We start from the raw sequence: 21,881 nt of genomic DNA on the forward strand, positions 1-21,881 counted from the left end.
AGGCGACGCGGGAGCATCCGGCCATTCCGGGAAAAGGCGATGATCCGGCGCGGCCGATCCCCCTCCGGGCACGCGGCTGGTGCCCATCTTTCTCGATTGCGATATCCAGCGGGCTCCGGGGTACGGAACGGCGGCGAGGCCGGGAGGCCGGCCTCAGGTCGCGGAGGAACGAAGCCCAATGAGCGATACGCATCCGCACTGTGCGTCCTGCCCCGTATGCGGAGCTGCGTTCCACCGTATCCGCCACGACTGGCTGTTCCGCTGCGGTGGCTGCAAGGTGCTGGCATCCACGCTGGAGCCGGCGATCCCGCAGGAGCAAACACAGACACGGCTCGACGAGGACGCGCGCCTTGCCGGGCTCTCCGAGCCGCGCAGACGCAGCAATGTGGCCATCCTGGATGCCCTCGTCCGGCTCCTGGGAGGAACCGACCGCTCGCTGCTCGATGTCGGCTGCGGCCCCGGCCTGTTCCTCAAGGAGGCGCGAAGCCGTGGCTTTCGGGCGGAAGGCGTGGAGCCGGATGCAAACGTCGTGGCCAGGGCGCGGGCGGCGAGCGGAGCTCCGGCCCGGCACGGCTTCTTTCCGGATGCGCTTGGAGCAGATGAGCGCTTCGATGGAATCGTGTTCAACGATGTTCTGGAACATATACCGCAGGTGGAGGCGGCGGTGATGGCGAGCGAACGCCATCTGCACCCCGGCGGCATCCTGGTATTGAACTGCCCGGACCAGGGGGGTGTGTTCTACCGCCTGGCGGATTTTCTGGATCGGCTTGGAATTTCACAGCCGATCCAGCGCTTATGGCAGCATGGGCTGCCCTCGCCTCACGTGTGGTACTTTGGCGCGCGGCACCTGACGGCGCTCGGGCAAAAGGCGGGCTTCGAGCAGCAGGATGTCATCCGCCTGTCCCCGATCACGGCGAAGGGGCTTCGGCAGCGGGTGTCCTACGTCGAAGGCCAGTCACGCTTATTGAACGGGATCGCCTATGCCGGTGCCGTGACCTTGCTGCCCGTCCTTGGAATACTGCCGCGCGATACGACGATCGTTTTTCTGAGGAAGCCGCACGGCGGTGGATGAGCCGGCGCGGCGGCGACGCCGCGCCGCAGCCTCAGGCCGCGAAAATGGCGCTCGGCGTCTGCGGCGCCACCACATGGGCGCCGAAATCCGGCGCGGTCTCCTTATCGCCCCACCAGAGCAGGTTGACGTGGTCGCCATCGCCGCCGGTGGCCACGCCCTGGTCGGCGAGGAAGCACAGGTCATAGCGGACACCGCCGGTGGTGCCGGCCGTGGGCCACCAGAGCGCGGCGCCATCCGCCTGTGGCCCGTAGCCCAATACGGCCGTGAGCGCCGAGAGCGCCTCGGCGCGGTCCGCGAACTTGAGATGGATCGTGTTCATGCCTTCTCCTCAGCTCCAGGCGTGCGCCTGGGCCTGCACGGCGATGGAACTGCCCTTCACCGGCCAGATCACGAGCGCATCCAGCTCGATCCACCCGCTCACGCCGCCCGTTCCGCCGATATAAGCGGAGGTGATGGCGCCGCTGGGCGCGGTGGCGTTGGCTGAAGCCGCGGCGCCGTTGGCGGAGGCGATGCCACCCGCCCCGTCCCATCCGATGACGATGCCGAGCGGCGTGGTGCCCACGGCCGTAATGGCGAGGCCCGTGCCCTGCGCCAGCGGCACGACGGCGAGCAGTTGCAAGCCATCCGTGGAACGGCGGATCAGCTCTTTGCCAGACACCATGAACAACCACGCATAGCCCGTCTGCGAGCAGGAACCACGCCACGCGAGCGTGCACGGGCCTGAAGACGCCAGCGCCGCCACCGCAGCGCTCGAAAGGGCGCACACGTCCGTCACGCGGCTGGCCGCCGCCGTGGCGGTGACGATGTGGGAGCTGGCGCGGACGCCTACCTCGAGCTGCACGTTGGTGACGCTGCCGGAGGGCGTGAGCGTGAGGGCGCCGGCCCCCGGCGTGAAGGTATAGGTGGTGCGGGCGTTGGCGCCGGTGCCCGTCACCGTGGCGCTGGCCGCCCCGCTCAGGGCCATGGCGCCGGTGCCCCAGAACGAGAGCGTGTAGGGCTGCGCCGTCACCGTGATGGCCTGCGCCGCCGTGGGCGCCGACGAGCCGGTGAAGAGGTTGGTGGCCGCACCCTCCAGCAGCAGCCGTCGCCGGCCGCTCGAATAATCGAAGGCCACCGTGTTGGCGGCCGCCGTCATCCGCTCGCCGGCCACGGAGACCACGGTCTTCGTCCCGCCGGCGCGCTGCACGATGCTGGTGGAGGAGCCGTGGGCGCCGCCCAGCGCATAGCGCTCGCGCGAGAAATCCGCCGAAAGGCTGGGCGCGACACCGTCGAGGAGGCTCGGCGCATCGGTCCACCACGCGGCCTCGCGCTGCGGGAAGGACGAGGCCGGGCACATGAGAAGGTGGATCGACACCCGCACCCGCCCGCCGGTGAAGGCGCCGCCATTGGCGGTAAGGCGCACCGGGGTAGCGGCGTAGAAGGCGGTGGGCCCGATGACGCCGGAATTGGAGGAGCCCAGCGCGGCGCCGAGCAGGGCGCCGAACTTGCCGGCCTCCCCGGCGATGCCGCAATCATAGGAGGCGGCCCCGGTGACCGCCGAGAGGGTGCGCGTGGAAACGCCGAGCACGATGGCCCGCGCCGGAATGGCGATCGTGGTCTCCACCACGCCGCCGGAGAGCACCACGTCCTCCTCCAGCACCCGCGCCTCGATGGCGGCGCGCGCCGGGCGCGCGGCGAGGGGTGAAACCCACTCGCCGCCGTCATGGAGCGCGAGGCGCCATTCGTCGCGGACGAAGGCCAGCATTCCCGCCACCGGGGCACGGAAGGCGAAGGCGCCGGTGGCGTAGGTCGCGAGCTTGCCGTCGTGTCCCGCGAAGGCTCCCGTGCCTCCGGCCGGAACGAACCAGCACGCCCCCTCCCCCGGCACCGCCGGCGGCGCGGCGGCGGTGATGCTTTCGAGCACGAGCGGCGCGGCCGCCCCACCGGCCTCCACCGCCAGCGACGTCCAGGTGGTGCCGTCGAAGCGCGCGAAGCGGCCGGTGTCACGCACATAGGCGAGGGTGTCGCGCGGCACGGCGAGGAAGTCGAAGGCGCCGGCCTCGTAGGCGGCGAGCCTGCCGGCCTGCCCGGCGAAGAGGCCGGTGGCGCCGGCGGGCACGAACCAGCGCGCGCCCTCGGCCGGCGCGGCCGGGGGCGCCGGCGCGGTCACGCTTTCGAGGGCGAGCTGGACGTAGGCATCGAGGCGGCGCACCGCCTCGTTGTGGGTCACGTGCTTCTGCGCTTGCGCCGCCGCCAGGTACGGCAGGGCGAGATTCGCCGATTGTTCGGACGCCATGGGCTCTCCCGAGCGAATGGCATCTCCAGGCAGGCGACCGGGAGACGCGGGGGTGAAGAAAGGATGAGGGGCGAGGATCAGAGGGTGAAGGTGCTCACGGCCGCCGCGCCGGCGCCCACGGTGGCCGAGAGCTGGCTCACCCGCACCGTGAGGCGCGCCTGGGGCGCGCCGAAATCGGCGATCTCGTCGGCGGCCGCGTAGAGCGCCTCTGGGGCGGACGTCTCGAACGCGCGGACCACGCCGCCGCCGGAAATGATCTCCACCCGGTAGGCCTCGCCGGCCTCGCCGAGGGGCACCTCCACCGCATCCCAGCCGTCGCCGTCGAGCCGCGTACGGCGGATGAAGCCGATGGCGATGCCCGCCGCCGTGCGTCGGGCTTTCAGGTGCACAGGAGCAAGCGGCCGGAAGGCGCGGCCCGCCACGGTGGCGGACACCTGCGCCACATCCTCCCCGCCATGGTCGCCCCGCGCCGGCCCCACCCGGAAGATGGAGGCCCGCCCGAGGGCGCCGAGCCCGCTCGCCACCGTGGCCAGGGTGCCGTCGAGCCGCAGCAGGCGCGTGCCCGCGGGCCATTCCAGCGCGCCGGCGGCCTCGGTGCCGGCGCGCCCGCGCAGCAGGCCGGAGAGGCGGTAGGTGCCGGCATCCGCCAGCTCGGCCTCGGTGAACTGGACGATCTCCGGCTCGCGCCCCTCCGCGAACAGGGCGACGGCATTGGCGCCGTCGAGCACCTGCGCCTCGCTCGCGGAAACGAGCTGCGAGGAGGCCATGGCCGCCAGCACCGCGTTGTACCGGTCGAAGCGCCAGAGCGGCCCCGGCGGCAGGGCGGTGAGGAGCGTGCCGAGGGCGGCCGGCGCGGTGAGCGCCGCCACCGCCTCGAAGCTCTCGCCGTCGGCCGAGCGCCACACCGCCAGCGTGCCCGGCCAGGGCGCGGCCGCCGCCGCGAGATATTGCAGCGGAAGAGGATCGGCGCCCTCGGTGGTCGGCAGGTCGAGCACCACCACCTCCGGCGGGCCGGAGGCCGCCGGCACGGCGACACTGCCGCCCACGGCCTCCTCCAGAGCCGCGTCGAACACCTCCGGATCGATGGAGCGGGCGGTGACGGCGCGGGCCTCCGCCTCCTCCACGCGGGTGATCTCCACGAGGCGCTCGCGCCCATCGAGGGTGAGGCGCGCCACGTCGCCCGGCACCAGCGCCGCGCGCGAGGGCGGCAGGGTGAAGCTCACCGTCTCCCGCGAGGCCCACAGATCCTGCAGCCAGACATCGGCCGCGCGCGCCATCACGGCCGGCGGCGCCACCACCGCGAGCGTCGCCTCCGTGACATGGCGGCTGTGCCCGGCGAGGCGGCGGGAAGAGACGGTCGCCCTGCGGTAGTCCCGCAGGGGATCGATGAAGCCCACCGTCACCTCCAGCGGCAGCTCGCTTTCCTGCGCCCGCGTGAGGGAGACGAGCGGGCCGCCGTCGTCCGGCCGCACCAGGTCATCGGCCCCGAGAGCGGTGACCGCGCCGTCTCCGCGCCGGTGGAAGACGATGCGCTCCCCCGCCTCCGCCGCGGCGAAGGAGAAGGCGCGGGCGAGCGGCTCCAAAGCGGAGCGGGCGGACATGACGTCGCTCACCACATAGCCCTCCACCACGCCCGAGAGGCGGGTGGCATCCACGCTCACGCCGAAGTCCGCGCACAGGGCGGTCACCAGGGCGTCGAGGGGCGCGGCGCCGAGGCGGCCGGTGAGCCAGTGGCCGGTGTTCCAGTTGGCGCCGTCGCCCCAGACATCGGTGAGCAGGGGAAACTGCGGATAGGGCCGCGCATCCCAGGTCCACAGGAACACGCAGCCCGGCGCCACCATGCGTCCGCCGTAGAGCGGCGCGGCCGGATTGTCCGCGAGCCCCGCCCCCGCCGCCGGCTCGAAGGTGGCGAGGATGGCCTCCAGCGTCCGCCGCTGCACCATGTCGTCGCGGGCGCCGGAGGAATAGGGCGGAAGCGCGTTCTCCGACGACTTGGGATCGGGGAAGGTGCTGGGCCGGTTGGGGCCCTTGTCCACGGCGGCGCAGCCCGCCTCCATGATGCGGATGGGCTTGGCGCCCGGCACATAGGCGGTGGGGCTCGCCGCGCGGACGCCCGCGAAGCGCTCGTGATGGGCATGGGCCCACCACGACCACAGGTCCTTCTGGCGGTAGACCCAGGGCTCGCCGTGGGCGCCATCGGTGATGGGGCTGCGGGCCTGGGCGTCGCGCGCGGCGTCGTCGGCATAATACCAGTCGAACGCCTCGCCCCCGCGCAGCCCCGCCTTGAGGTAGGCCGGATCGGTGATCGCGGCCGCGTGGGCCGCATCGAGATGGGCGTTTCCGTCCCGCCAGTCGGTGATGGGGGGATAATAATCGATGCCGATGAAGTCGACGGCAGGGGAGGCCCACAGCGGGTCGAGCGGGAACCGCACATCCCCGCCCGCGAACACCTGGGCGCCATACTCGGCCCAGTTGGCGCCGTAGGAAACCAGCGTGCCCCCGCCCACCACCGCCTTCACATCGGCGGCCAGGGCGGCGAAGGCGGCGGTGGCGGGAAAGGCCCCAGCGCCGTCGCGCAGGCGGGTGAGCGCCTCCATCTCCGAGCCGATCAGGATGGCCTCCACCCCGCCGGCCGCCGCCGCCAGATGGGCGTAATGCAGCGCCATACGGCGCAGGCCCCAGTCCTCCGCGCCGGAATAGAGCACGAGCGTGCCCGCGCGGTGGAAGTCGCCCGCCTTCGCGGCGCCGAACAGGGCCGAAACCTGTGCCGCGCAGGCCGCCGTGCCCTCCGCCGAGCCCGGCCGCCCCGGCGCGGGATCGCACACGATGCGCCCGCGCCAGGGATAGGGCGGCTGAAAAGGGGCGCCGGTCCAGGGGTCCGTGAGCGTGTTGCCGGCGGGAATGTCCATCATCACGAAGGGGTTGAGCGTGATCTTCAGCCCCGCCGCCTTCAGCTTGCGGATGGCGCGGATGACGGTGATGTCCGAGGGCGTGCCGCCATAGGCCGCCCGGCCCCCGTACTGGGAGACATCCGGCAGCTCCAGGCGGGAGAGGCCGCCCACGGCCCATTCCTGGGGGAAATTGGACTTCACGTGGCGCTCGCAGCGGGGGCGGATGCGGCACCGCCCCGCCCTCAGGTCGTCGCCGAACCAGGACACCACCAGGGAGACGCGCTCCAGGTTCGGGCAGGCGGCGAGAAGCTGGTCGAGGGAGGCCTCGAAATCGGTGCCGGCGGTGGAAACGTGCCGCGCCTCGGCCCCGTAGCTGCCGGGGGCGAGCACCTGCACGGTGCCCACCGTGTCGTAGCCGAACTCGGTGGCGCCGGGGATGAGGGTCACCGCCCGCACCTGCCGCTCCAGCGCGCCCACCGCGCGCTCCACCTCCACCGTGAGCTGGGGCAGGCGGTTGCCGTAATCGGTGAGGTCGAGATTCTCGAACACCAGATAGGCCACGCCGCGATAGGCCGGGGTGCCCTCCGCACCCTGGCGGGCGGCGATCCAGGGGTCGACGGGCTGGTCCGCGCCGCCGAGATGGGCGCGGATGGTGAGCCCGGCCACATCCATCGGCCTGCCATCGGCCCAGATGCGGCCGATGCGGGAGACCGGCCCCTCGCACAGGGCCACCGCGAAATTGGCGTAATAGGTGTAGGTGACCGTGCTGGATTTGGCGGCAAGGCTGCCGCCCTTACCGCCGACGGCGGCGGCGTTCCCGGTCTTTCGCACCTCGGTGAGGCGGGTGGCCCAGATGACCTGCCCCGAAAGGCGCGCGCGGCCATAGAGGCGCGGGATGGCGGCGCCGGGGGTGGAGGCCGTCACATCGAGATCGGAGAGGCGCGGCCCCTCGGTGGAGGCCGTGCGGCTGCCGCCCAGAAGTGTCTGGTCCAGCACCGCGCCGCCGAGGGCGCCGAGCGCCCGCCCGGCCACCGCGCCCAGCGGCCCGAACAGGGCCCCGCCCACAAGCCCGCCGGCCGCGCCGAGAAGCAGCGTCGCCATGGAAGATCCTCGCATTGGTGAATGGGATGGATGCCCGCGAGCCGCGCCGGCCCGCGCGGGAGCGGCGGTGGAACGCGCCCCTGCCCTGGCGCCGGGCACCCAGGCAGCGGCGTCCCCGGAATCGGGAGGCGACTGCGCCGACCCGGCCCCGCGCGGCCCTCGCATGGGGGCTGGAACCCGCCGCCCATGCGTGGTTCCCGCCATCGGCCCGCCCAGGCCGGATCGATATTCGAGGTTCCTGGTCGCGCCCGGCCCCTCTCCCGCTTGCAGGGAAGGGCTGGAGAGGCGGGAGGAAAGCGCAAGGTCTGAGCCGCCGGATCTGAGCCCCGGCCTTGCCCCCCTCGGCGAACGATGCCGCCACCGCCTCGATCCGTCCTCGACCGCGCCCACCGGCCCCCAGGCGGGAGAGGGAATGGATGGCGCGCCCTCATCCCTCCGGCCAATCCGCCCTACGGATCGGCGAGGCCGGGGAAGCGGAAGGCGAAGGCGAGCCGCCGGCGCCACCAGGGGGTGAGCGCGCTCTCGCACACGCTGACGCCATCATAAGCGTGGATCATGCGGTCCTCGCCACTGAGGATGGCCGCGTGCTTGGCCGGCAGATGGGCGCGGAAGCGGAACAGCACCACGTCTCCGGGGCGCGCGGCAAAGGGCTCCACCGGCAGCAGGTGGCGGCGGGCGGTGTCGGCCAGGGTTTCGCGGCGTCCGGCCTCGGCCCAGTCCGGCGCGTAGGGCGGCAGCGGCTCGGGCTCGGGGCCGACGCAGGCGCGCCATACCCCCCGCACCAGGCCCAGGCAATCGGCGCCCACGCCCTTCAGGGAAGCGCGGTGGCGATAGGGCGTGCCAATCCAGGCGCGGGCCTCGGCCACCAGCGCGGCGCCGGTGAGCGGCGCCGTCATGCCAGCAGGCTTCCGTCGTATCCGCCCTCGCCCGGCACCGCCACCGAGACCACGAAATCGTTGCCCGGCATATGCGGAAAGCCCCGGAAGTTCGCGGCATTGGCGAAGCGGTCGCGGCAGGTGGCGAACTGCCGGTCGCAACCGGCCGTCACGGCCACCCCGTCGCCCACGGAAACCGGAACCGGCGGGCGTTGCCACAGCCGCAGGCGGGCGCGGCCGCCCTCCAGCGTATGGCTCTTGATCTCGGTGGCGAAACCGGCGTTGGCGCCGGAGGTGAAGGTGAGCCGCCCGCGCGCGAAGGTCTCGGTGGGGAAGGCCGCGAGCCCCTCCACCGCCAGCCGCAGCGCGCCTTCCACCGCCCCCACCGTGCCACTGGCGGACCATGCCGGGGTGGCGAGGTTCACCCCGCAGCGCGCATCGCCCAGGTCGGCGTCACAGCGCGTGCCGTAGACCCGCCCGCGGGCCTCGTTCAAGGCATCGGCAAGGCCGCGGATCTCGGCCGTGAAGCGGCCATCCTCGCGCCTGACCTCGCCGATGGTGCCCGCGCGCAGCAGCAGGTGTGCCTGCGGGTCGCGCCAATCGATGAGGAACAGCTCCACCGCGGCGCCGTCATAGCGCCCGGCGGCAAGGTCGTCCTCGGTGAGGGTATCGGCGCTGAGGGCGCCGGAAAGCTCGGCACCGGTCACCGCCAGCCCCTCGGCGGCGGCGCTCTCGGAGGCGGCGACGCCGGAGGCCGCCTTCAGCACGAGGCCGGAGAAGGGCAGGTCGCGATCATGGTCGGTGAAGCCCAGCACCATGCTGTCGCGCCGGGTGAGGCGCCAGCCGTGGCACAGGGTGGTGGCGCCGCCGGCAAGGCTGGCCGCGAGCGTGGGGGGAAGGCTGCGCATGGTTTTCTCCGAAGCGTGGGGGCGGGCTCAGAGGCGGATCTCGATCACCGGGATGCGTGGGATCTCCCCGGCCGCGAAGGCGGAGAGGTTCACCTCCAGGAAATCCGTGTCGAAACGCACGGGCACGTCGAACAGGAAGCCGGCGGTCACGGCCGCGCCGGCCGGCGGCGCATGGCCCGGAAGAAAGAGGACGCGCCCGCCCGCGGCATCGGTGGAGAAGGCCGTGCCCTCCACCTGCTCCACCCCGTCCACGGCCACGCGCACGGTGCCCGCCACCGGCTTGGCGATGGGCCGCGCATAGGGCGCGTGGAAGGCGCCATAGGTCTTGGCGAGGCCGAAGGCGGCGGTGGCGCCATCGGCGATGGCGAGGAGCTGGTCGAGCGGGCCTGGCGCGTGCCCCGGCGGAGCGGAGGAATGGTCCAGCCGATCGCGCCAGCGGAAGCCGTAAAGGCGCCCGCGCCGCTCCTCGAAAAAGGCCACCACTTCCGAGAGGGCGGCGAGGGTCTTCACCCCGTAGCCGGCATCCCACCGGTGGCGCGAATCAGCCAGCCGCGTGTTGCGTTCCTCGCGCCCGGTGGCGGTGGTGACCACCTCCGTGACCCGCTCGGGACCGCCGGAGGCGCCGAGAGCGACGTCAATGGGAAACAGAATGTCATGGAAGGCAGCCATTTGGTCCCCTCGTCCCCATTTCTTCACCCGGAGCAATAGAAACAGCCTTGACATAGTTGAAGGCGGCGCCTTGACTTTGATAGCCTCGTTGAGGATGGAGCAGATGCATGGCTACGAAGCCCTCTAAGAAGCCTGCGGCTGCTGCGGAAAAGCCGGCTGCGGAAAAAGCAGCGCCGGTGAAGGCAGCCCCCGCCGAGAAGGCACCTGAGACCACGGCCACCAAAACCGCCGCCAAGAAGCCCGCCACGAAGAAACCCGCCGCCGAAGCGACGCCCGCCAAGAGCGCCGCCGAGAAGCCCGCCACGGTGAAGGCCGCGGCGAAAGCCAAGCCGGCGGAAAGCGCGCCCGCCGCGACGAAGATCTCCAAGACCAAGGAAGCCGCCCCCAAGGCCACCACGGCGAAGAGCGCGGCCGCCACTTCTGCTCCGGCCAAGGCGGCGCCGGCCAAAACGGCGAAGGCGGTCGTGGACCCCGCGCCGGCCAAGGTCGCCAAGGCCCCTGCGGTGAAGGCCCCTGCGGTGAAGGCCCCTGCGGTGAAGGCCCCTGCGGCCAAGGCGCCGGCCACGAAAGCTCCCACGCCGAAGGCCGTGGCGGCCAAGGCTCCCGCTCCCGCAGCGCCCGCCGAGAAGCCCGCCGCCGCGAAGCAACCGGCGGCCAAGGCCGGCGTCAAACCCGCCAGCGCCAAACCCGTCGTCACGAAGGCCGCCGCGCCGAAGGCCGAACCGGTGAAGGCGGCGCCCGAAGCCGAAGTGGCTAAGCCGGCCAATGCCGCCGCGCCGAAGAAGGCACCCGCGGCGAAGGCCGCGGCCGCCAAGAAGCCGGCGGCCGAGAAGGCCGAACCCGCTCCCGCGAAGAAGGCCGCGCCCAAGGCGAAGGCCGCCCCCGCCAAGGCGTGACGCGATCTTGCCCTCGGATCATACCGAGGGAAGGTTGCCGCGTGAGGCTCCGCCTCGGGTGAAGCCCGAGGCCCGCAGGCGGATGAGGCCCGGCCAGGCGGCGCACCGTGCGTGCGCCCTGCTGCGACGCGCCCGGCATGGGGAGCGGCGTCCTGCTCCGCGCTCATCCTGCCGCGCGGGCTCAACCGAAGTGGCCGTGACGCACTTGGCGATCCGCGAGCGGTGGCGGCGAGTGGACGCGACTGCCTCCGCGCGCGCCCCACGCGCCAGCCGTGGAAACCCCGCCGAAGGCATCCTCATTGGCAATGGACGAACTCCGGAGCCAGCCCCGCCGAATCCGGCGAGGCGCCGGCGGGCGTTCCCTCGACGTGGACGGGCTCGCGCTGGGGCAGCATTGGTGCAGCCCGCCGGGTGTGCCATAGTCCGCTCGCCGAGGACGGAACGGCGCGCCGTCGTCCCCGGAAACGTCCATTCCAGGGCTGTCATTCCATGCCGTCTCGCGACCTGCCGCTTTCCTCCGCGCCACTGAAATCGCGGGCGATGTCCATCGAAGGCCTCCGCACGGAGCAGCCGGGCGCGACATCTTTCCGGATGGGAACGCGGATATGCGCGCTCGCCGTCCTGGCCCTTTGCGCGGCGGCGACCGCCGCCTCCGTCGCCCACGCGCAGAGCGCCAGCCCCGCCAAGGGCGGCGCCTCCCCCTGCGCGAGCCTTGGCGATGGCTTCGTGCGCATGCCCGGCTCCGACACCTGCGTACGCATGCGCAGCGCGGTGCAGGCGGACGGCGGCAGCGGCACCGGCGTCTCCCGCAATTCATCCTTCGGCAATTCCGGGACGGCCCTCGGCGCCGCCGGCAGCGACACGCAGGCATCCTCTTCCGATCCGTGGAAACAGGCGCGCTGAAGAAAAGCCGGCGCGAGCGCGCCGCGAGCCGGTGCCCGGAGACGCAGTGAACAAAGCCTCAGGCCCTGCCCGGCGCACCCGTGCCTGACCTGAAGCATCCGCGCGCCAGATGGACATCTGTTCGCGTGAGCAGAATGCCTCCGTGAGACACCCGGCGCCGGCCCGCTCCGCATGTCGTCCCTGACGGCGAGGGCGAGGCGCCTCACGCGCCCCGCTGCGCGCGGGCGACGGCGCGGGCCACGAGGCCCGAGAGATAGGCATCGGAGCGGCGGAAGGCGGAAAGATCCGGCGTCGCCACGTTCACCGTCACCTGGGCACGGGCGCCGCCCTCCGCCTGCCGCACGCCCAGGCTGCCGTCGGCGCCGCGCGTCAGGGGCAGGATGGCCTCCGCGCCCTTTTCCCCCATCAGCCCAAAGCCGGCGCCGCCGAGCGGGAAATAGGTGGGCGCCGCCACCACCCCGCCGCGCGCGAAGGGCCGCACCCGCGCCCCGGCGAAGGGCTCGCCCGCATGGGGCGCCCCGCCGCCCGCCAGCACCCCACCCTTGGCGAAGGGCAGCACCGCGCCATCCGCGATCACCCCGCCGCGCGCGAAGGCGAGCCCGCCCCCTAGGCTGCCGGCGGCACCGGAAAGTAATGCGGAGAGCCCATTCTCCAGCGGCTTCAGCGCCGCCGTGAGGGCGATGCCGGAGAGCCGCGTGCCGAGCTGCTCGATGACGGCGCCGAGGTCCTTGCCCTGCACCGCGAGCCCGGTGAAGGCCGAGCCGAGGGCACTCGCGAGCCCCTTGGCGGAAACCTCCATCTCGCCGAAGGCCGCCTTGGCCTCGCGGGTGTCCACGGCGACCGCGATATCGACGGTCTCTGTCATGGGCGCGCTCCTGTGTCATGACGTGTCGCGCCGGCCGGCGCATCGGGGAAGCGGGCCATGAGGTCCGCGAGATCGGCCCGCCCCAGGGCCGGGGCGGCGCGTGGCGCCAGCGCCCCGGCGGCGCAGGCGAGCTCGCGCGGGGTCATGCGCCAGAACGCGTCCGGCGAAAGCCGCAGGATGCCGAGCCCGAGCCCCATCGCCTCCGCCCAGGGGAAGGCCGGGGGCGTGGCGGCGGGCGGGCCGCCTTTCAGGCATCCTGCGGCGGCGGAGGGGGGCCGGCGGCCTCGCCGGTGCCGAAGGTGGCCGCGAGCAGGGCGGCGACGATGCGCACGAAGCCGGCGGCCCCGCCGTCCACCCGCATGTGCTCCACCTCCGCGAGGCTCACGTCCTCCCCTGCCCCGCGCAGGCCGGCGCACAGGATATACGCCGCGTCCCGCGCGCCGAGGCGGCCGCGCTCGAAGCGCTCGGCGAGCGCCATGAGGTCGGCGGCGCCGAAGGCGGCCTCCAGCTCCGCCAGCGCCCCGAGCGTGAGCACCAGCGTGCGCGTGCGCCCCTCGATGACGGCGTCGATCTCGCCGCGCCTGATATTGGCCATGAGGTCCCCCTCTCAGAGCGCCGCGAAGGCGATCTCGCCCGCGCTCTCCAGCGTCAGGTCGAAGGTCACCTCGCGGTCGTGCTCGGCGGCGATCTCCAGGGCGGTGACCTGGAACGGGCCGGTGAGGGTGCCGAAATCGGGCACCACCACCTGGCACGGGGCCAGCGTGCCGTCGAAGAACATCCGCCGCACCAGCGCATCGGAAGCCGCATCCTTGAACACGCCGGAGCCGGAGACGCCGGCGCGCTTCACGCCCGCCCCGTCCAGCAGCTCGCGCCAACGGCCGGCGGATTCGGAATGGGTCACGTCCACGCTCTGGGCGTTGAAGGCGAGGGTGCGCGAGCGCAGGCCCGCCACCGTCACATAGGCCGTGCCGTCGTGGATCTTCAGCAGCAGGTCCTTGCCCTTCTGCGCGCTCATCTGAAATCTCCCTCGGGTCTCGTCACAGGGGCTCGGTGACGGCGCGGAACCGCACCAGAGCGTGGAAGGTGCGCCCGTCCTTCTCGCGCACCACCTCGCTGGTGGTGGCGCGCAGGTTGGCGAGGCGGTGGCCATCGAGCGCCAGCGGCGCATCGTGCAGCGCCTGCCCCACGGCGGCGGCGAGGGCGAAGGCCTCCGCCCGCCCGCCGCTGCGGGAGAAGGCATGGAGGGTGAGCGCCTGCTCGCTGCCGGCCTCGGTGGCGGTGGACCAGTCGCTCACCACCGCCTCCCCCAGGGCCACGAAGGGGAACTCCGCCTCGCGGGGCGGCACGTCGTGGACGCGCGGGCCCCCGAGCAGCAGGAGGAGCGGGGCATCGGCGCAGAGCGCCATGTGGATGGCCCTGCGCAGGCTCAGGGCGGGGCTGGTCAAAGGCGGGCTCACGGGGTCTCCTTCCCGGCCGGGGCGCGGCCGCGGGCGAAATCGAGCCGCACCCGGTCGAGTACCGGGTCGCCCTCGCGCACGGCATCGCCGCGCACCCTGGCGAGCACCACCGGGTCGGCGACGCGCACCACCGGGCGCTCCGGCGTGCCGGCAAGGCGGGGCGCGGCGCCGGTGGCGACGGTGATCCGCGCGGAAAGGTCGCCTGCCGCCCGCGCGGCGAGGGCCGCCGTGGCGGGCGCGAGGGCGCGGGCGGCGAGGCGCGCGGCCAGCCCTTCGGCCCCACGCGCGGTGAAGGACGGCTTCATGGCTGCTCCTCCCGGCAGCGGCAGCGCGTGAGGCGGCCGCGCCCGTCGGCGTCGCCCGTCGCCTCCACGTGGAACACCCGCGCGCCCAGGAGCAGCCTGTCGCCCACCGCGATGGTGTTGGGCGCGCGCACAGTGATGCGCATCACCTGGGCCGCGCGCGGGCGCTCCTCGCCCAGGCCGAACTCGGTGGAGAGCGCCTCCACCGATCCCCACAGCATGTCCACCGTGATGAAGGCGCGGGTGACGCCGCCAACGCCGTCGGGCTGGTCCACGCTCGTCTGGTGCGCCAGGCGGTGGCGCAGGGCCGCCGCCACGCTCACAGCCGCACCAGGCGGTAGGGCGAGAGCAGCGCCGCCACCGTGGCGGGCAGCGCCTGCGCCTCGCCCGAGCCGTCGCGGTATTCGTAGAAATGGGCGAGCACCAGCCGCACCGCCTGCATCAGGTCCGCCGGCACCTCGGCCGCCGTGGCGCCATAGCCGGCCTTGACCGTGATGACGATGCCGCCCGGCGCGGCCTGCGGCACGCGCGCGGTGTCCACATGGATCAGCGCGGGCGCGCGGTCCGCCTTCAGGTGCAGCGCGCCCTCGGGCACCGCGAGGGTGCCGCCGCCCGGAAGGCGCACCTCTGCCGAGAGGATGGCCGAGACCGGCGCCACCGGGGCGGGAATGACGCCGCTGAGCGGCCAGCCCGCGCGTGTGAAGCGCCAGGTCTGCTCCAGCAGCACCCGGCCGGTGGCCGCCTCCACCGCGCGGCGCGCGGCGGCGACCAGGGCATCGACGAGGGTGTCCTCGTCGTCGTGGTCGATGCGCAGGAAGGCCTTGGCCTCGGTGCGGGTCAGCGGCTCGGCGGCGGGGCCGGCGAGAAGTTCTGCCATGCTCGTTCTCCTTTTGGGGTGAAGGCCCGCGAAGGCATTGACGCTGCGCCGACGCGGCGGCAGAACGCGCGCATGAACGGTTTTCGCACCCCGCGCGCGTCCCTTTCCGGCCTCGCCCCCCGAGCGGCGCTTGGCGCCCAGGCGGCACTTGGCCCCATGGCGGCGCTTGGCCCCGTGGCGACGCTTGGCCCCGTGGCGACGCTTGGCCCCGTGGCGACGCTTGGCCCCGTGGCGACGCTTGGCCCCGTGGCGACGCTTGGCCCCGTGGCGGCGCTTGGCCCCGTGGCGGCGCTTGGCGCCCGAGCGGCCTTGGGCCCCTGGGCCGCTCGCGGAGTCCCGGCGCTTCTCCGCGCCTTCGGCGTCTCGGCGCTCCTCGGCATCTCTGCGTTCGGCACCGTGCCGGCTCGCGCCATGGTGGGCGGCGCGCCGGCGGGGGCCGGCATCGCGGCCCATGCGGCCATGCTGGTCTCCACGCGCGGGGCGGCCTGCACCGCCACGGTGCTGGCACCGGACCTGCTGCTCACCGCCGCGCACTGCGTGGAGCCGGAAGCAGACTATGCGGTGGCCATCGTGGACGACGGGCCGCCGAAGCTGCTCCCGGCCGCGCGGGTGGCGCTTCATCCGCGCTTCAACGCCGACCAGTTCCGCACCCGCCGGCCCACGCCGGATCTCGCGCTGGTGAAGCTCGCCGAGCCCCTGCCCGGCCGCTTCCGGCCGGCGGCGCTCACCGATGCCGAGGGCCTGCCGCCCAAGGGCGCGGACTTCACCCTCGCCGGTTTCGGCGTCACCGCCGAGGGCGCCACCAAGAGCGCGGGCACCCTGCGCGCGGTGCGCCTGCCCTCCATCGGCACCACCGGCGGCATCATGGTGCGCCTCGCCCCGCCTGCGGGCACGGCCGGCGCCTGCACCGGCGATTCCGGCGGGCCCGCCTTCCAGGGCGAGGCGGTGGCGGGCGTCATCGGCTGGGCCACCGGGCCGGGCGGCGCCCGCGGTTGCGGCGGCGTCACGGGGGTGACGCTGGTATCCCTCCACCGGGACTGGATCACCGCCACGGCCGCCGCCCTCGGCAGCCCCCTCGGCCGCTGACCATGGCCCCGGCGTCGCCCCTCCTCACGCGGGCGGCACGCCGGGGGGCCGTGGCCGTCCTGGTGCTGTTGCTTGCGGCCGGCGCCGGGCTGCTGCTCATCCGCGAGACCACAGAACCGGGCGCCCGGCGCGCAGGTGGCGAGGCGCACGCCAGCCGCTCAACCGGTGGCGATGGGACATCTCTCGCGCAGCGGCAGCGACCGGCCTTTTCCGCACAGGAGGCGGCGACCGGCGGCCCTGGCCAGTCGGCCGCCTCTCCCGACGCGACCATCGCGGCCGCAAGCGAAAGCAGCGCGGATGAAGGTGCGGCCACCCCCGCTCCGACCAGGCCGACCGCGCAGCGCGCAAGTGGCGGTTCGGATGGCGAGACGCGTGCCAGCCACGCAACCGGCGGCAATGGGCCCCCTCGCGCGCGCCAGCAACAGAAGCCAGCCTCCTCCGCACGCGACGCGACGACCGGCGGCCCCGGCCAGTCGGCCGCCGCTCCCGACGCATCCGTCGCCGCTCCCGGAGACCGGCTGACATCGGCTGCATCCGCTGCGGCCGCAAGCGAAAGCAGCGCGGATGAAGGCGCGGCCACCCCCGCTCCGACCAGGCCGACCGCGCAGCGCGCAGGCGGCGGTCCGGATGGCGAGACGCGTGCCAACCACGCAACCGGCGGCAATGGGGGCCCTCGCGCGCGCCAGCAACAGAAGCCAGCCTCCTCCGCACGCGAGGCGGCGACCGGCGGCCCCGGCCAGTCGGCCGCCGCCCCCGACGCATCCGTCGCCGCTCCCGGAGACCGGCTGACATCGGCTGCATCCGCTGCGGCCGCGAGCGAAAGCGGCGCGGATGAAGGCGCGGCCACCCCCGCTCCGACCGAGCCGTACTTGCAGCGCATAGATGGCAACCCGAATGGCGAGACGCGCGCCGGACAGGCAACCGGCGGCAATGGGGCCCCTCGCGCACCGGGGCAACAGCGACCGGCCTCCCCCGTGCGTGGAACGGCGGCTGAGGCCGCCTCCCCCGCGGCCGGCAGCGGTGGCCAGGTTGCCCCCGCCACCGGCGCACGCGGAACGCCCGCCACGGTTTCCGGAAGCGGGCAGGAGGCGCAAACATCCGCCACGACCACGAGCGAAGGCGACGCGGATGACGGCAGGGCCGCCTCCGCTCCTCCGATCAAGCCCGCCGCTCCCGCCCAGGCGCAGGCGCCACCAGCCTTCGGAGACGGGGCGCGTGCCGCTACGCAGGCCGTCCAGCCCCCGCCGTCGGCGCAGGAAGCCGGAGGCGGGCGGCAGGGCGAGAGCATCGATGCCGCCCTGTGCCGCCTCATCGACGGGGCGGCGCGGAAATCCGGGCTGCCGGCGGCCTTCCTCACGCGGCTCATCTGGCGCGAAAGCTCGTTCCGGCCCCATGTGGTGAGCCGCGCCGGGGCGCAGGGCATCGCCCAGTTCATGCCCGGCACCGCCCGCGAGCGCGGGCTCTCGAACCCGTTCGATCCAGAGGAGGCCATTCCCGCCTCGGCGGCGCTGCTGGCGGACCTGGAGCGCCAGTTCGGCAACCTCGGCCTCGCGGCGGCGGCCTACAATGCGGGGCCGGGACGGGTCTCCGGCTTCCTGGCCGGCGGCGGCCTGCCGCAGGAAACACGCACCTATGTGCGCCTCATCACCGGCCGCACGGCCGAGGACTGGGCAGCGCTGAAGCGGCGAGGCGAGGCGCCCCGGCCGGAAACGGACGCGCCCTGCCTCACCACCCTCGCCACCCTGCGCCTGGGCGCGCCCGCGCCGGAAGCCAGACCCAACGCCCTGTTCGCGCCCTGGGGCGTGCAGGTTTCGGGCAATTTCTCGAAGGACCTCGCGCTCGCCTCCTTCCGGCGGGCGGCGGATAAATACCAGGCCGTGTTCGGCGATGCGGTGCCGGTCATCATCGCCACCCGCATGGCCGGGCGCGGCGCGCGAACCTTCTACCGCGTGCGCCTGCCGGCACAGACCCGCGCCGAGGCGAACGCCCTCTGCAGTCGCCTGCGCAAGGCTGGCGGCCCCTGCATCGTGCTGCCGAACTGACCGCCAGCCCCGCTCCGCATCGCGCGGCGACAGGTCGGCTGGTGCGCACCGAAGCCCAGGCGCGCAAAGCGGAGACCCCGGCCCCGCGCTAAACACCGCATTCTTGGCGCGCGCGTGGGGCGAACGCACATACGGCCGGCGGCAGCCCCTGTTCGCCATGCGCAGCGGTGCGTCTGCCGACACGCTCGGGGACCCGGACGCGCGATGCGGAGACCCCGGCCACGCGCCGAACACCGCATTCTCGGCGCGCGCGTGGAACGAAGGTGCACATGGCCGGCGGTCCCTGCGCCATGCGCGGCGGTGCGACCGCCGACACGCGCGCGGACCCGGACGCGCGATGCGGAGACTCCGGCCACGCGCCGAACACCGCATTCTCGGCGCGCGCGTGGAACGAAGGTGCACATGGCCGGCGGCCCCTGTTCGCCATGCGCGGCGGTGCGACCGCCGACACGCGCGGGAACCCGGACGCGCAATGCGGAGACCCCGGCCCCGCGCTAAACACCGCATTCTTGGAGCGCGCGTGGGACGAACGCGCGCGAGGAGAGCCGCTGTGGGCCACCGTTGGCCCGTGTCGGCCGCCATTGCGAAGGCGCAGGCGAGAAGCGGCCACCGGCCCCGCATCGCGGAGGTCCGAAACACCCGGCGCGGGAACCCACGCGTGCAGTGGCGCCGCCGCGCCATCCTTGAGGGCATGTGGAATTGCAGGCCTTATCGCAGGGTTCCAAGGAGGGGCGAGTCGAGATCAGCCGGAGACACCATTCCGCAAGCGCCGCGCGGGCCGCTGGTGCAGGACAGGAGGCGCCGCGCCGGGAGCAGGACCGCCGGGCGGACAGACCGGCACCTCCGGATCGCAGCCCGGACAAACGCCGCGCCAAAGGGGACGGCGGCATCGGACGGGAACAGGTCCGCGCCGCCCCCTACCCTCCTTAGCTCACGGCAAACTTCAGCAGCTTGGCGACGTCGGAATCCACGATGCCGCCGCCACGGCACTCGGTGGTGTAGAACAGCTCGTAAGGCTTGGCGGAGAAGGAATCGCGCAGCACCCGCGTGCCCGCGCGGTCCACCACCGGGCAGAAGCGAGAGCGATACCGGCTCAAGCCAATGGGGCGGTGGCACCGGACGGGAGATGGTCCACGCCGCCGCCTCGCCCTCCCTCAGCTCGCCGCGAATTTCAGCAGCTTGGCGGCGTCGAAATCCATGCCGCCGCCAAGGCACTCCGTGGTGCGGAACAGCACGCAGGGCTTGGCGGACAAGGGATCGCGCAACACCCGCACGCCGCCCGGTCCATCACCGGGCAGAAGCGAAGGCGATACAGGTTCAAACCAGGGAAGTGGCGGCGCGCCGTCCGCGCCGCCACCTCGCCCTCCCTCAGCTCGCGGCGAATTTCAGCAGCTTGGCAGCGTCGAAATCCATGCCGCCGCCGTCCACGCGCCTCGTGGTGTAGAACGGCACGCAGAGGTTCGCGGAGAAGAGATCGCGCAGCACCCGTAGGGCCGCCCGGTCCACTACCAGATAGACGCGGAGGCGAGGCAGGCCCACCCGGCGGGGCGGCGGTTCGGGGCGCCACCTCCTCCCCCTCAGCCCGCGGCGAACTTCAGCAGCGTGGCGGCATCGAAATCCATGATGCCGCCGCCAGGGCACTCTGTGGTGTGGAACAGCACGCAGGGCTTGGCGGAGAAGAGATCGCGCAGCACCCGCACGCACGCCCGGTCCACATTCAGGCAGAAGCGAAGGCGAGACAAGCACAGCAAGAGCCGGCGGCGCGCCGTGCGCGCCGCCGGCTCCTCCTCCCTCAGCTCGCGGCGAACTTCAGCAGCTTGGCGGCGTCGAAATCCATGATGCCGCCGCCAACGCGCTTGGTGGTGTAGAACAGCACGTAGGGCTTGGCGGAGAAGGGATCTCGCAGCACCCGCACGCCCGCCCGGTCCACCACCAGGTAGAAGCGGCGGAAGTCGCCGAAGGCGATGGGGAAGGCGTCGGCCGCGATATCCGGCATGTCCTCGCTCTCCACCAGCGGAAAGCCCATGAGGCTCGCGCCCTGCCCCGCCACCGGCGGCGGCGCCCACAGGTAATTGCCGTTCTCGTCCTTCAGCCGCCGCACGGCGGACTGGGTGCGCCGGTTCATGACGAACGCGGCATTCTGCCGGTAGCCGCCCTTCAGGGCATAGACCAGCTCGATGAGCCGGTCGCCCGCGCCGGCGGCGGGGAAGGCGCCGGGGGCGCCGGTGGCCACATAGCCCACCTTGCCGAAGGCGCGGGCGCTTTCCGCCGCCGTGTCATAGGCCAGGAAGCCCTTGGGCTTGGCCACGCCGTCGCCGCTCACGAAGGCCGCGCCCTCCTGCTCGGCGAAGGCGGTCTCCACCTCCGCGGCCAGCCATTCCTCCACGTTCACCTGGGCGTCGTCGAGCAGCGCCTGGGTGGCGGCTGGCATGGCATAAAGCTCCATGGCCGGGTAATCGAGGGCGGCGAGCACCGGGCCGTCGGTCTGCGGGCGGGCGGCCGTCTCGGCCGCCCAGCCGGCGGCGGGGCCGGAGGTCATGAACGGCCTGCGATAGGTGCCGCCGCCGATGGCGCGCACCGTGGAGATGGCGCGGATGGGCGAGAGCGCGGAGAGCCGCCGGCCGATCTCGCTCTCCACCTCCACCGGCACCAGATAGCCCCCGTCCACCCCCGAGCCGGAAGAAAGGGCCTTCGCCTCCAAGGCCTTGAGGCCGCCGGCCTCGCCGTGGCGCACATAGGTGTCGAAGGCGCCGGCGTGGGCGCTCTCGGCCACCGTGCGCTCGGGCGCGCCCAAAGCAGGGCGGCGGGCCTTGGTGGCCAGGGCATCGAGCCGCGCCTGCTGGGCATCGAGCGCGGCATCGATGCGGGCGATCTGGTCGAGCGTCAGGACATCGGCGCCGCGCCGCTCCATCTGCGCGAGGCGGGTGTCGTTGGCGGCCTTGTAGGCCTCGAAGGCGGAAAGGAAATCCGCCATCGCGGCGCGCGCCTGCGGGCTCGCGGGGTCCGGGTTCGCAAGCTCCGGGGCGGCCACCTTGGTCTCGGGGGCGCTGAGGGCGTTCGGCATGGAGGGGTCCTCGGGGTTGGGAAGGGGATGGGAAGGAAAAGAGGGATCAGCGGGCGGCGAGCTGCGCGCGCAGCCGCCGCGCGGCGCCGGCCAGGGCCAGCGTGGAATCGGCCAGCGTGGTGTCCGCCAGCGCGGGTTCGGCCAGCGGCGGCGCCACGGGCGCGATGCGCGCGCCGGGCTGCATGGGGAAGGTGACGATGGAGACCTCCCACAGGTCGATGCGCGCCAGCCGGCGCAGCCGCGTGCGCGGATCGGTGCGCGCCTCCACCGCCTTGAAGCCGATGGAAAGGCCATCGAGCGCGCCCTCGGCGATGAGCGCCGCGCATTCGCGCCCGCGCGCCACCGCCATGGAAAGCCGGCCGCGCACGAGAAGCCCGCGCGCGTCCTCGCGCATCTCGGTCCACACGCCCACCGGCTCGGCCGGATCGTGCTGGTAGAGCATGCGCACGCCGGCGGCGCCGGTGCGCGCGAGGCTCTGCGCGAAGGCGCCGGGCAGCACCATGTCGCGGCCGAGATCGGCGATGCCGAACAGGCAGGCATAGCCCTCCACCGCGAAGCCGGCGGCGGGCAGCGGGGAGAGGAAGCTTGCTTCCGCCAT

Annotated in this window: 22 protein-coding genes and 2 pseudogenes; 5 read left to right on the forward strand and 19 right to left on the reverse strand. The window is 73.5% G+C overall.

The window, feature by feature from the left end; all coding sequences use genetic code 11:
* Positions 1-178: 178 nt before the first annotated feature.
* Positions 179-1,072 (forward strand): class I SAM-dependent methyltransferase, encoded by an 894-nt coding sequence (locus V5F75_RS17815; protein WP_394036674.1) that lies wholly within the window; start codon positions 179-181, stop codon positions 1,070-1,072.
* A 31-nt stretch (positions 1,073-1,103) separates the two neighbouring features.
* On the opposite strand, the gene V5F75_RS17820 is transcribed toward V5F75_RS17815, so the two are convergent.
* From V5F75_RS17820 to V5F75_RS17845, 6 genes are all read right to left on the reverse strand, one after another.
* Entirely contained in the window at positions 1,104-1,391 is a 288-nt protein-coding gene (locus tag V5F75_RS17820; RefSeq protein WP_394036676.1) for a hypothetical protein, read from the reverse strand.
* A gap of 9 nt (positions 1,392-1,400) precedes the next feature.
* A complete protein-coding gene (locus V5F75_RS17825; protein ID WP_394036678.1) occupies positions 1,401-3,347 on the reverse strand; it encodes a DUF2793 domain-containing protein in 1,947 nt (648 codons plus the stop codon).
* A 77-nt stretch (positions 3,348-3,424) separates the two neighbouring features.
* The gene (locus V5F75_RS17830) at positions 3,425-7,339 is read right to left on the reverse strand and encodes a baseplate multidomain protein megatron (protein WP_394036680.1); all 3,915 of its coding nucleotides are present in this window, start codon (positions 7,337-7,339) and stop codon (positions 3,425-3,427) included.
* Positions 7,340-7,788: 449 nt separating this feature from the next.
* Complete coding sequence (locus V5F75_RS17835) at positions 7,789-8,235, reverse strand: NlpC/P60 family protein (RefSeq protein ID WP_394036681.1); 447 nt, start codon at positions 8,233-8,235, stop codon at positions 7,789-7,791.
* Positions 8,232-9,122: a phage/gene transfer agent baseplate hub protein gene (locus V5F75_RS17840; protein WP_394036682.1), complete on the reverse strand. Its 891-nt coding sequence runs from the start codon at positions 9,120-9,122 to the stop codon at positions 8,232-8,234. Before V5F75_RS17840 ends, V5F75_RS17835 begins: the two co-directional genes overlap by 4 nt.
* 27 nt (positions 9,123-9,149) lie before the next feature.
* A complete protein-coding gene (locus V5F75_RS17845; RefSeq protein ID WP_394036684.1) occupies positions 9,150-9,791 on the reverse strand; it encodes a phage distal tail protein, Rcc01695 family in 642 nt (213 codons plus the stop codon).
* A 107-nt stretch (positions 9,792-9,898) separates the two neighbouring features.
* Between V5F75_RS17845 and V5F75_RS17850 the strand changes: the two genes are divergently transcribed.
* Complete coding sequence (locus tag V5F75_RS17850) at positions 9,899-10,687, forward strand: hypothetical protein (protein WP_394036686.1); 789 nt, start codon at positions 9,899-9,901, stop codon at positions 10,685-10,687.
* A 591-nt stretch (positions 10,688-11,278) separates the two neighbouring features.
* Complete coding sequence (locus V5F75_RS17855; protein ID WP_394036688.1) at positions 11,279-11,590, forward strand: hypothetical protein; 312 nt, start codon at positions 11,279-11,281, stop codon at positions 11,588-11,590.
* Between the two features lie 202 nt (positions 11,591-11,792).
* On the opposite strand, the gene V5F75_RS17860 is transcribed toward V5F75_RS17855, so the two are convergent.
* Genes V5F75_RS17860 through V5F75_RS17895 form a run of 8 tightly spaced genes read right to left on the reverse strand, consistent with a single transcriptional unit; the run spans position 11,793 to position 15,091 of the window.
* A complete protein-coding gene (locus V5F75_RS17860) occupies positions 11,793-12,455 on the reverse strand; it encodes a phage tail tape measure protein (protein ID WP_394036689.1) in 663 nt (220 codons plus the stop codon).
* Complete coding sequence (locus tag V5F75_RS17865; RefSeq protein ID WP_509212106.1) at positions 12,452-12,652, reverse strand: rcc01693 family protein; 201 nt, start codon at positions 12,650-12,652, stop codon at positions 12,452-12,454. The genes V5F75_RS17860 and V5F75_RS17865 overlap by 4 nt, the downstream gene beginning before the upstream one ends.
* Positions 12,653-12,702: 50 nt before the next feature.
* Entirely contained in the window at positions 12,703-13,050 is a 348-nt protein-coding gene (locus tag V5F75_RS17870) for a gene transfer agent family protein (protein ID WP_394036690.1), read from the reverse strand.
* Between the two features lie 12 nt (positions 13,051-13,062).
* Positions 13,063-13,470: a phage major tail protein, TP901-1 family gene (locus V5F75_RS17875; protein ID WP_394036691.1), complete on the reverse strand. Its 408-nt coding sequence runs from the start codon at positions 13,468-13,470 to the stop codon at positions 13,063-13,065.
* A 22-nt stretch (positions 13,471-13,492) separates the two neighbouring features.
* The gene (locus V5F75_RS17880) at positions 13,493-13,900 is read right to left on the reverse strand and encodes a DUF3168 domain-containing protein (protein WP_394036707.1); all 408 of its coding nucleotides are present in this window, start codon (positions 13,898-13,900) and stop codon (positions 13,493-13,495) included.
* Positions 13,901-13,908: 8 nt separating this feature from the next.
* Complete coding sequence (locus V5F75_RS17885) at positions 13,909-14,217, reverse strand: hypothetical protein (protein ID WP_394036693.1); 309 nt, start codon at positions 14,215-14,217, stop codon at positions 13,909-13,911.
* Positions 14,214-14,531, reverse strand: coding sequence for a phage head completion protein (locus tag V5F75_RS17890; RefSeq protein ID WP_509212107.1), 318 nt, complete (start codon positions 14,529-14,531; stop codon positions 14,214-14,216). Before V5F75_RS17890 ends, V5F75_RS17885 begins: the two co-directional genes overlap by 4 nt.
* A gap of 2 nt (positions 14,532-14,533) precedes the next feature.
* Positions 14,534-15,091, reverse strand: a complete 558-nt coding sequence (locus tag V5F75_RS17895) for a head-tail connector protein (RefSeq protein WP_394036697.1) — start codon at positions 15,089-15,091, stop codon at positions 14,534-14,536.
* Positions 15,092-15,163: 72 nt separating this feature from the next.
* Between V5F75_RS17895 and V5F75_RS17900 the strand changes: the two genes are divergently transcribed.
* Both V5F75_RS17900 and V5F75_RS17905 read left to right on the forward strand, forming a co-directional pair.
* Positions 15,164-16,177, forward strand: coding sequence for a S1 family peptidase (locus tag V5F75_RS17900; RefSeq protein ID WP_394036699.1), 1,014 nt, complete (start codon positions 15,164-15,166; stop codon positions 16,175-16,177).
* A 974-nt stretch (positions 16,178-17,151) separates the two neighbouring features.
* Positions 17,152-18,219 carry a lytic transglycosylase domain-containing protein gene (locus tag V5F75_RS17905; RefSeq protein ID WP_394036700.1) on the forward strand — a complete coding sequence of 356 codons (1,068 nt, stop codon included), beginning with the start codon at positions 17,152-17,154 and terminating at the stop codon, positions 18,217-18,219.
* A gap of 926 nt (positions 18,220-19,145) precedes the next feature.
* On the opposite strand, the pseudogene V5F75_RS17910 reads toward V5F75_RS17905, so the two are convergent.
* The 5 genes and pseudogenes from V5F75_RS17910 to V5F75_RS17930 all read right to left on the reverse strand — a co-directional run.
* Positions 19,146-19,286, reverse strand: a pseudogene (locus tag V5F75_RS17910) (phage major capsid protein); the annotation flags it as partial.
* 301 nt (positions 19,287-19,587) lie between these two features.
* Positions 19,588-19,740 (reverse strand): annotated as a pseudogene (locus V5F75_RS17915) (phage major capsid protein); the annotation flags it as partial.
* 56 nt (positions 19,741-19,796) lie between these two features.
* On the reverse strand, positions 19,797-19,961 hold the full coding sequence (locus V5F75_RS17920) for a hypothetical protein (protein ID WP_394092817.1): 165 nt from the start codon (positions 19,959-19,961) through the stop codon (positions 19,797-19,799).
* Between the two features lie 50 nt (positions 19,962-20,011).
* Positions 20,012-21,283 carry a phage major capsid protein gene (locus tag V5F75_RS17925; RefSeq protein WP_509212108.1) on the reverse strand — a complete coding sequence of 424 codons (1,272 nt, stop codon included), beginning with the start codon at positions 21,281-21,283 and terminating at the stop codon, positions 20,012-20,014.
* A gap of 46 nt (positions 21,284-21,329) precedes the next feature.
* Positions 21,330-21,881: an HK97 family phage prohead protease gene (locus V5F75_RS17930; RefSeq protein WP_394035234.1), complete on the reverse strand. Its 552-nt coding sequence runs from the start codon at positions 21,879-21,881 to the stop codon at positions 21,330-21,332.

It is taken from the genome of Xanthobacter albus (assembly GCF_043194895.2).
In the GTDB taxonomy this organism is placed as follows: Bacteria; Pseudomonadota; Alphaproteobacteria; order Rhizobiales; family Xanthobacteraceae; genus Xanthobacter.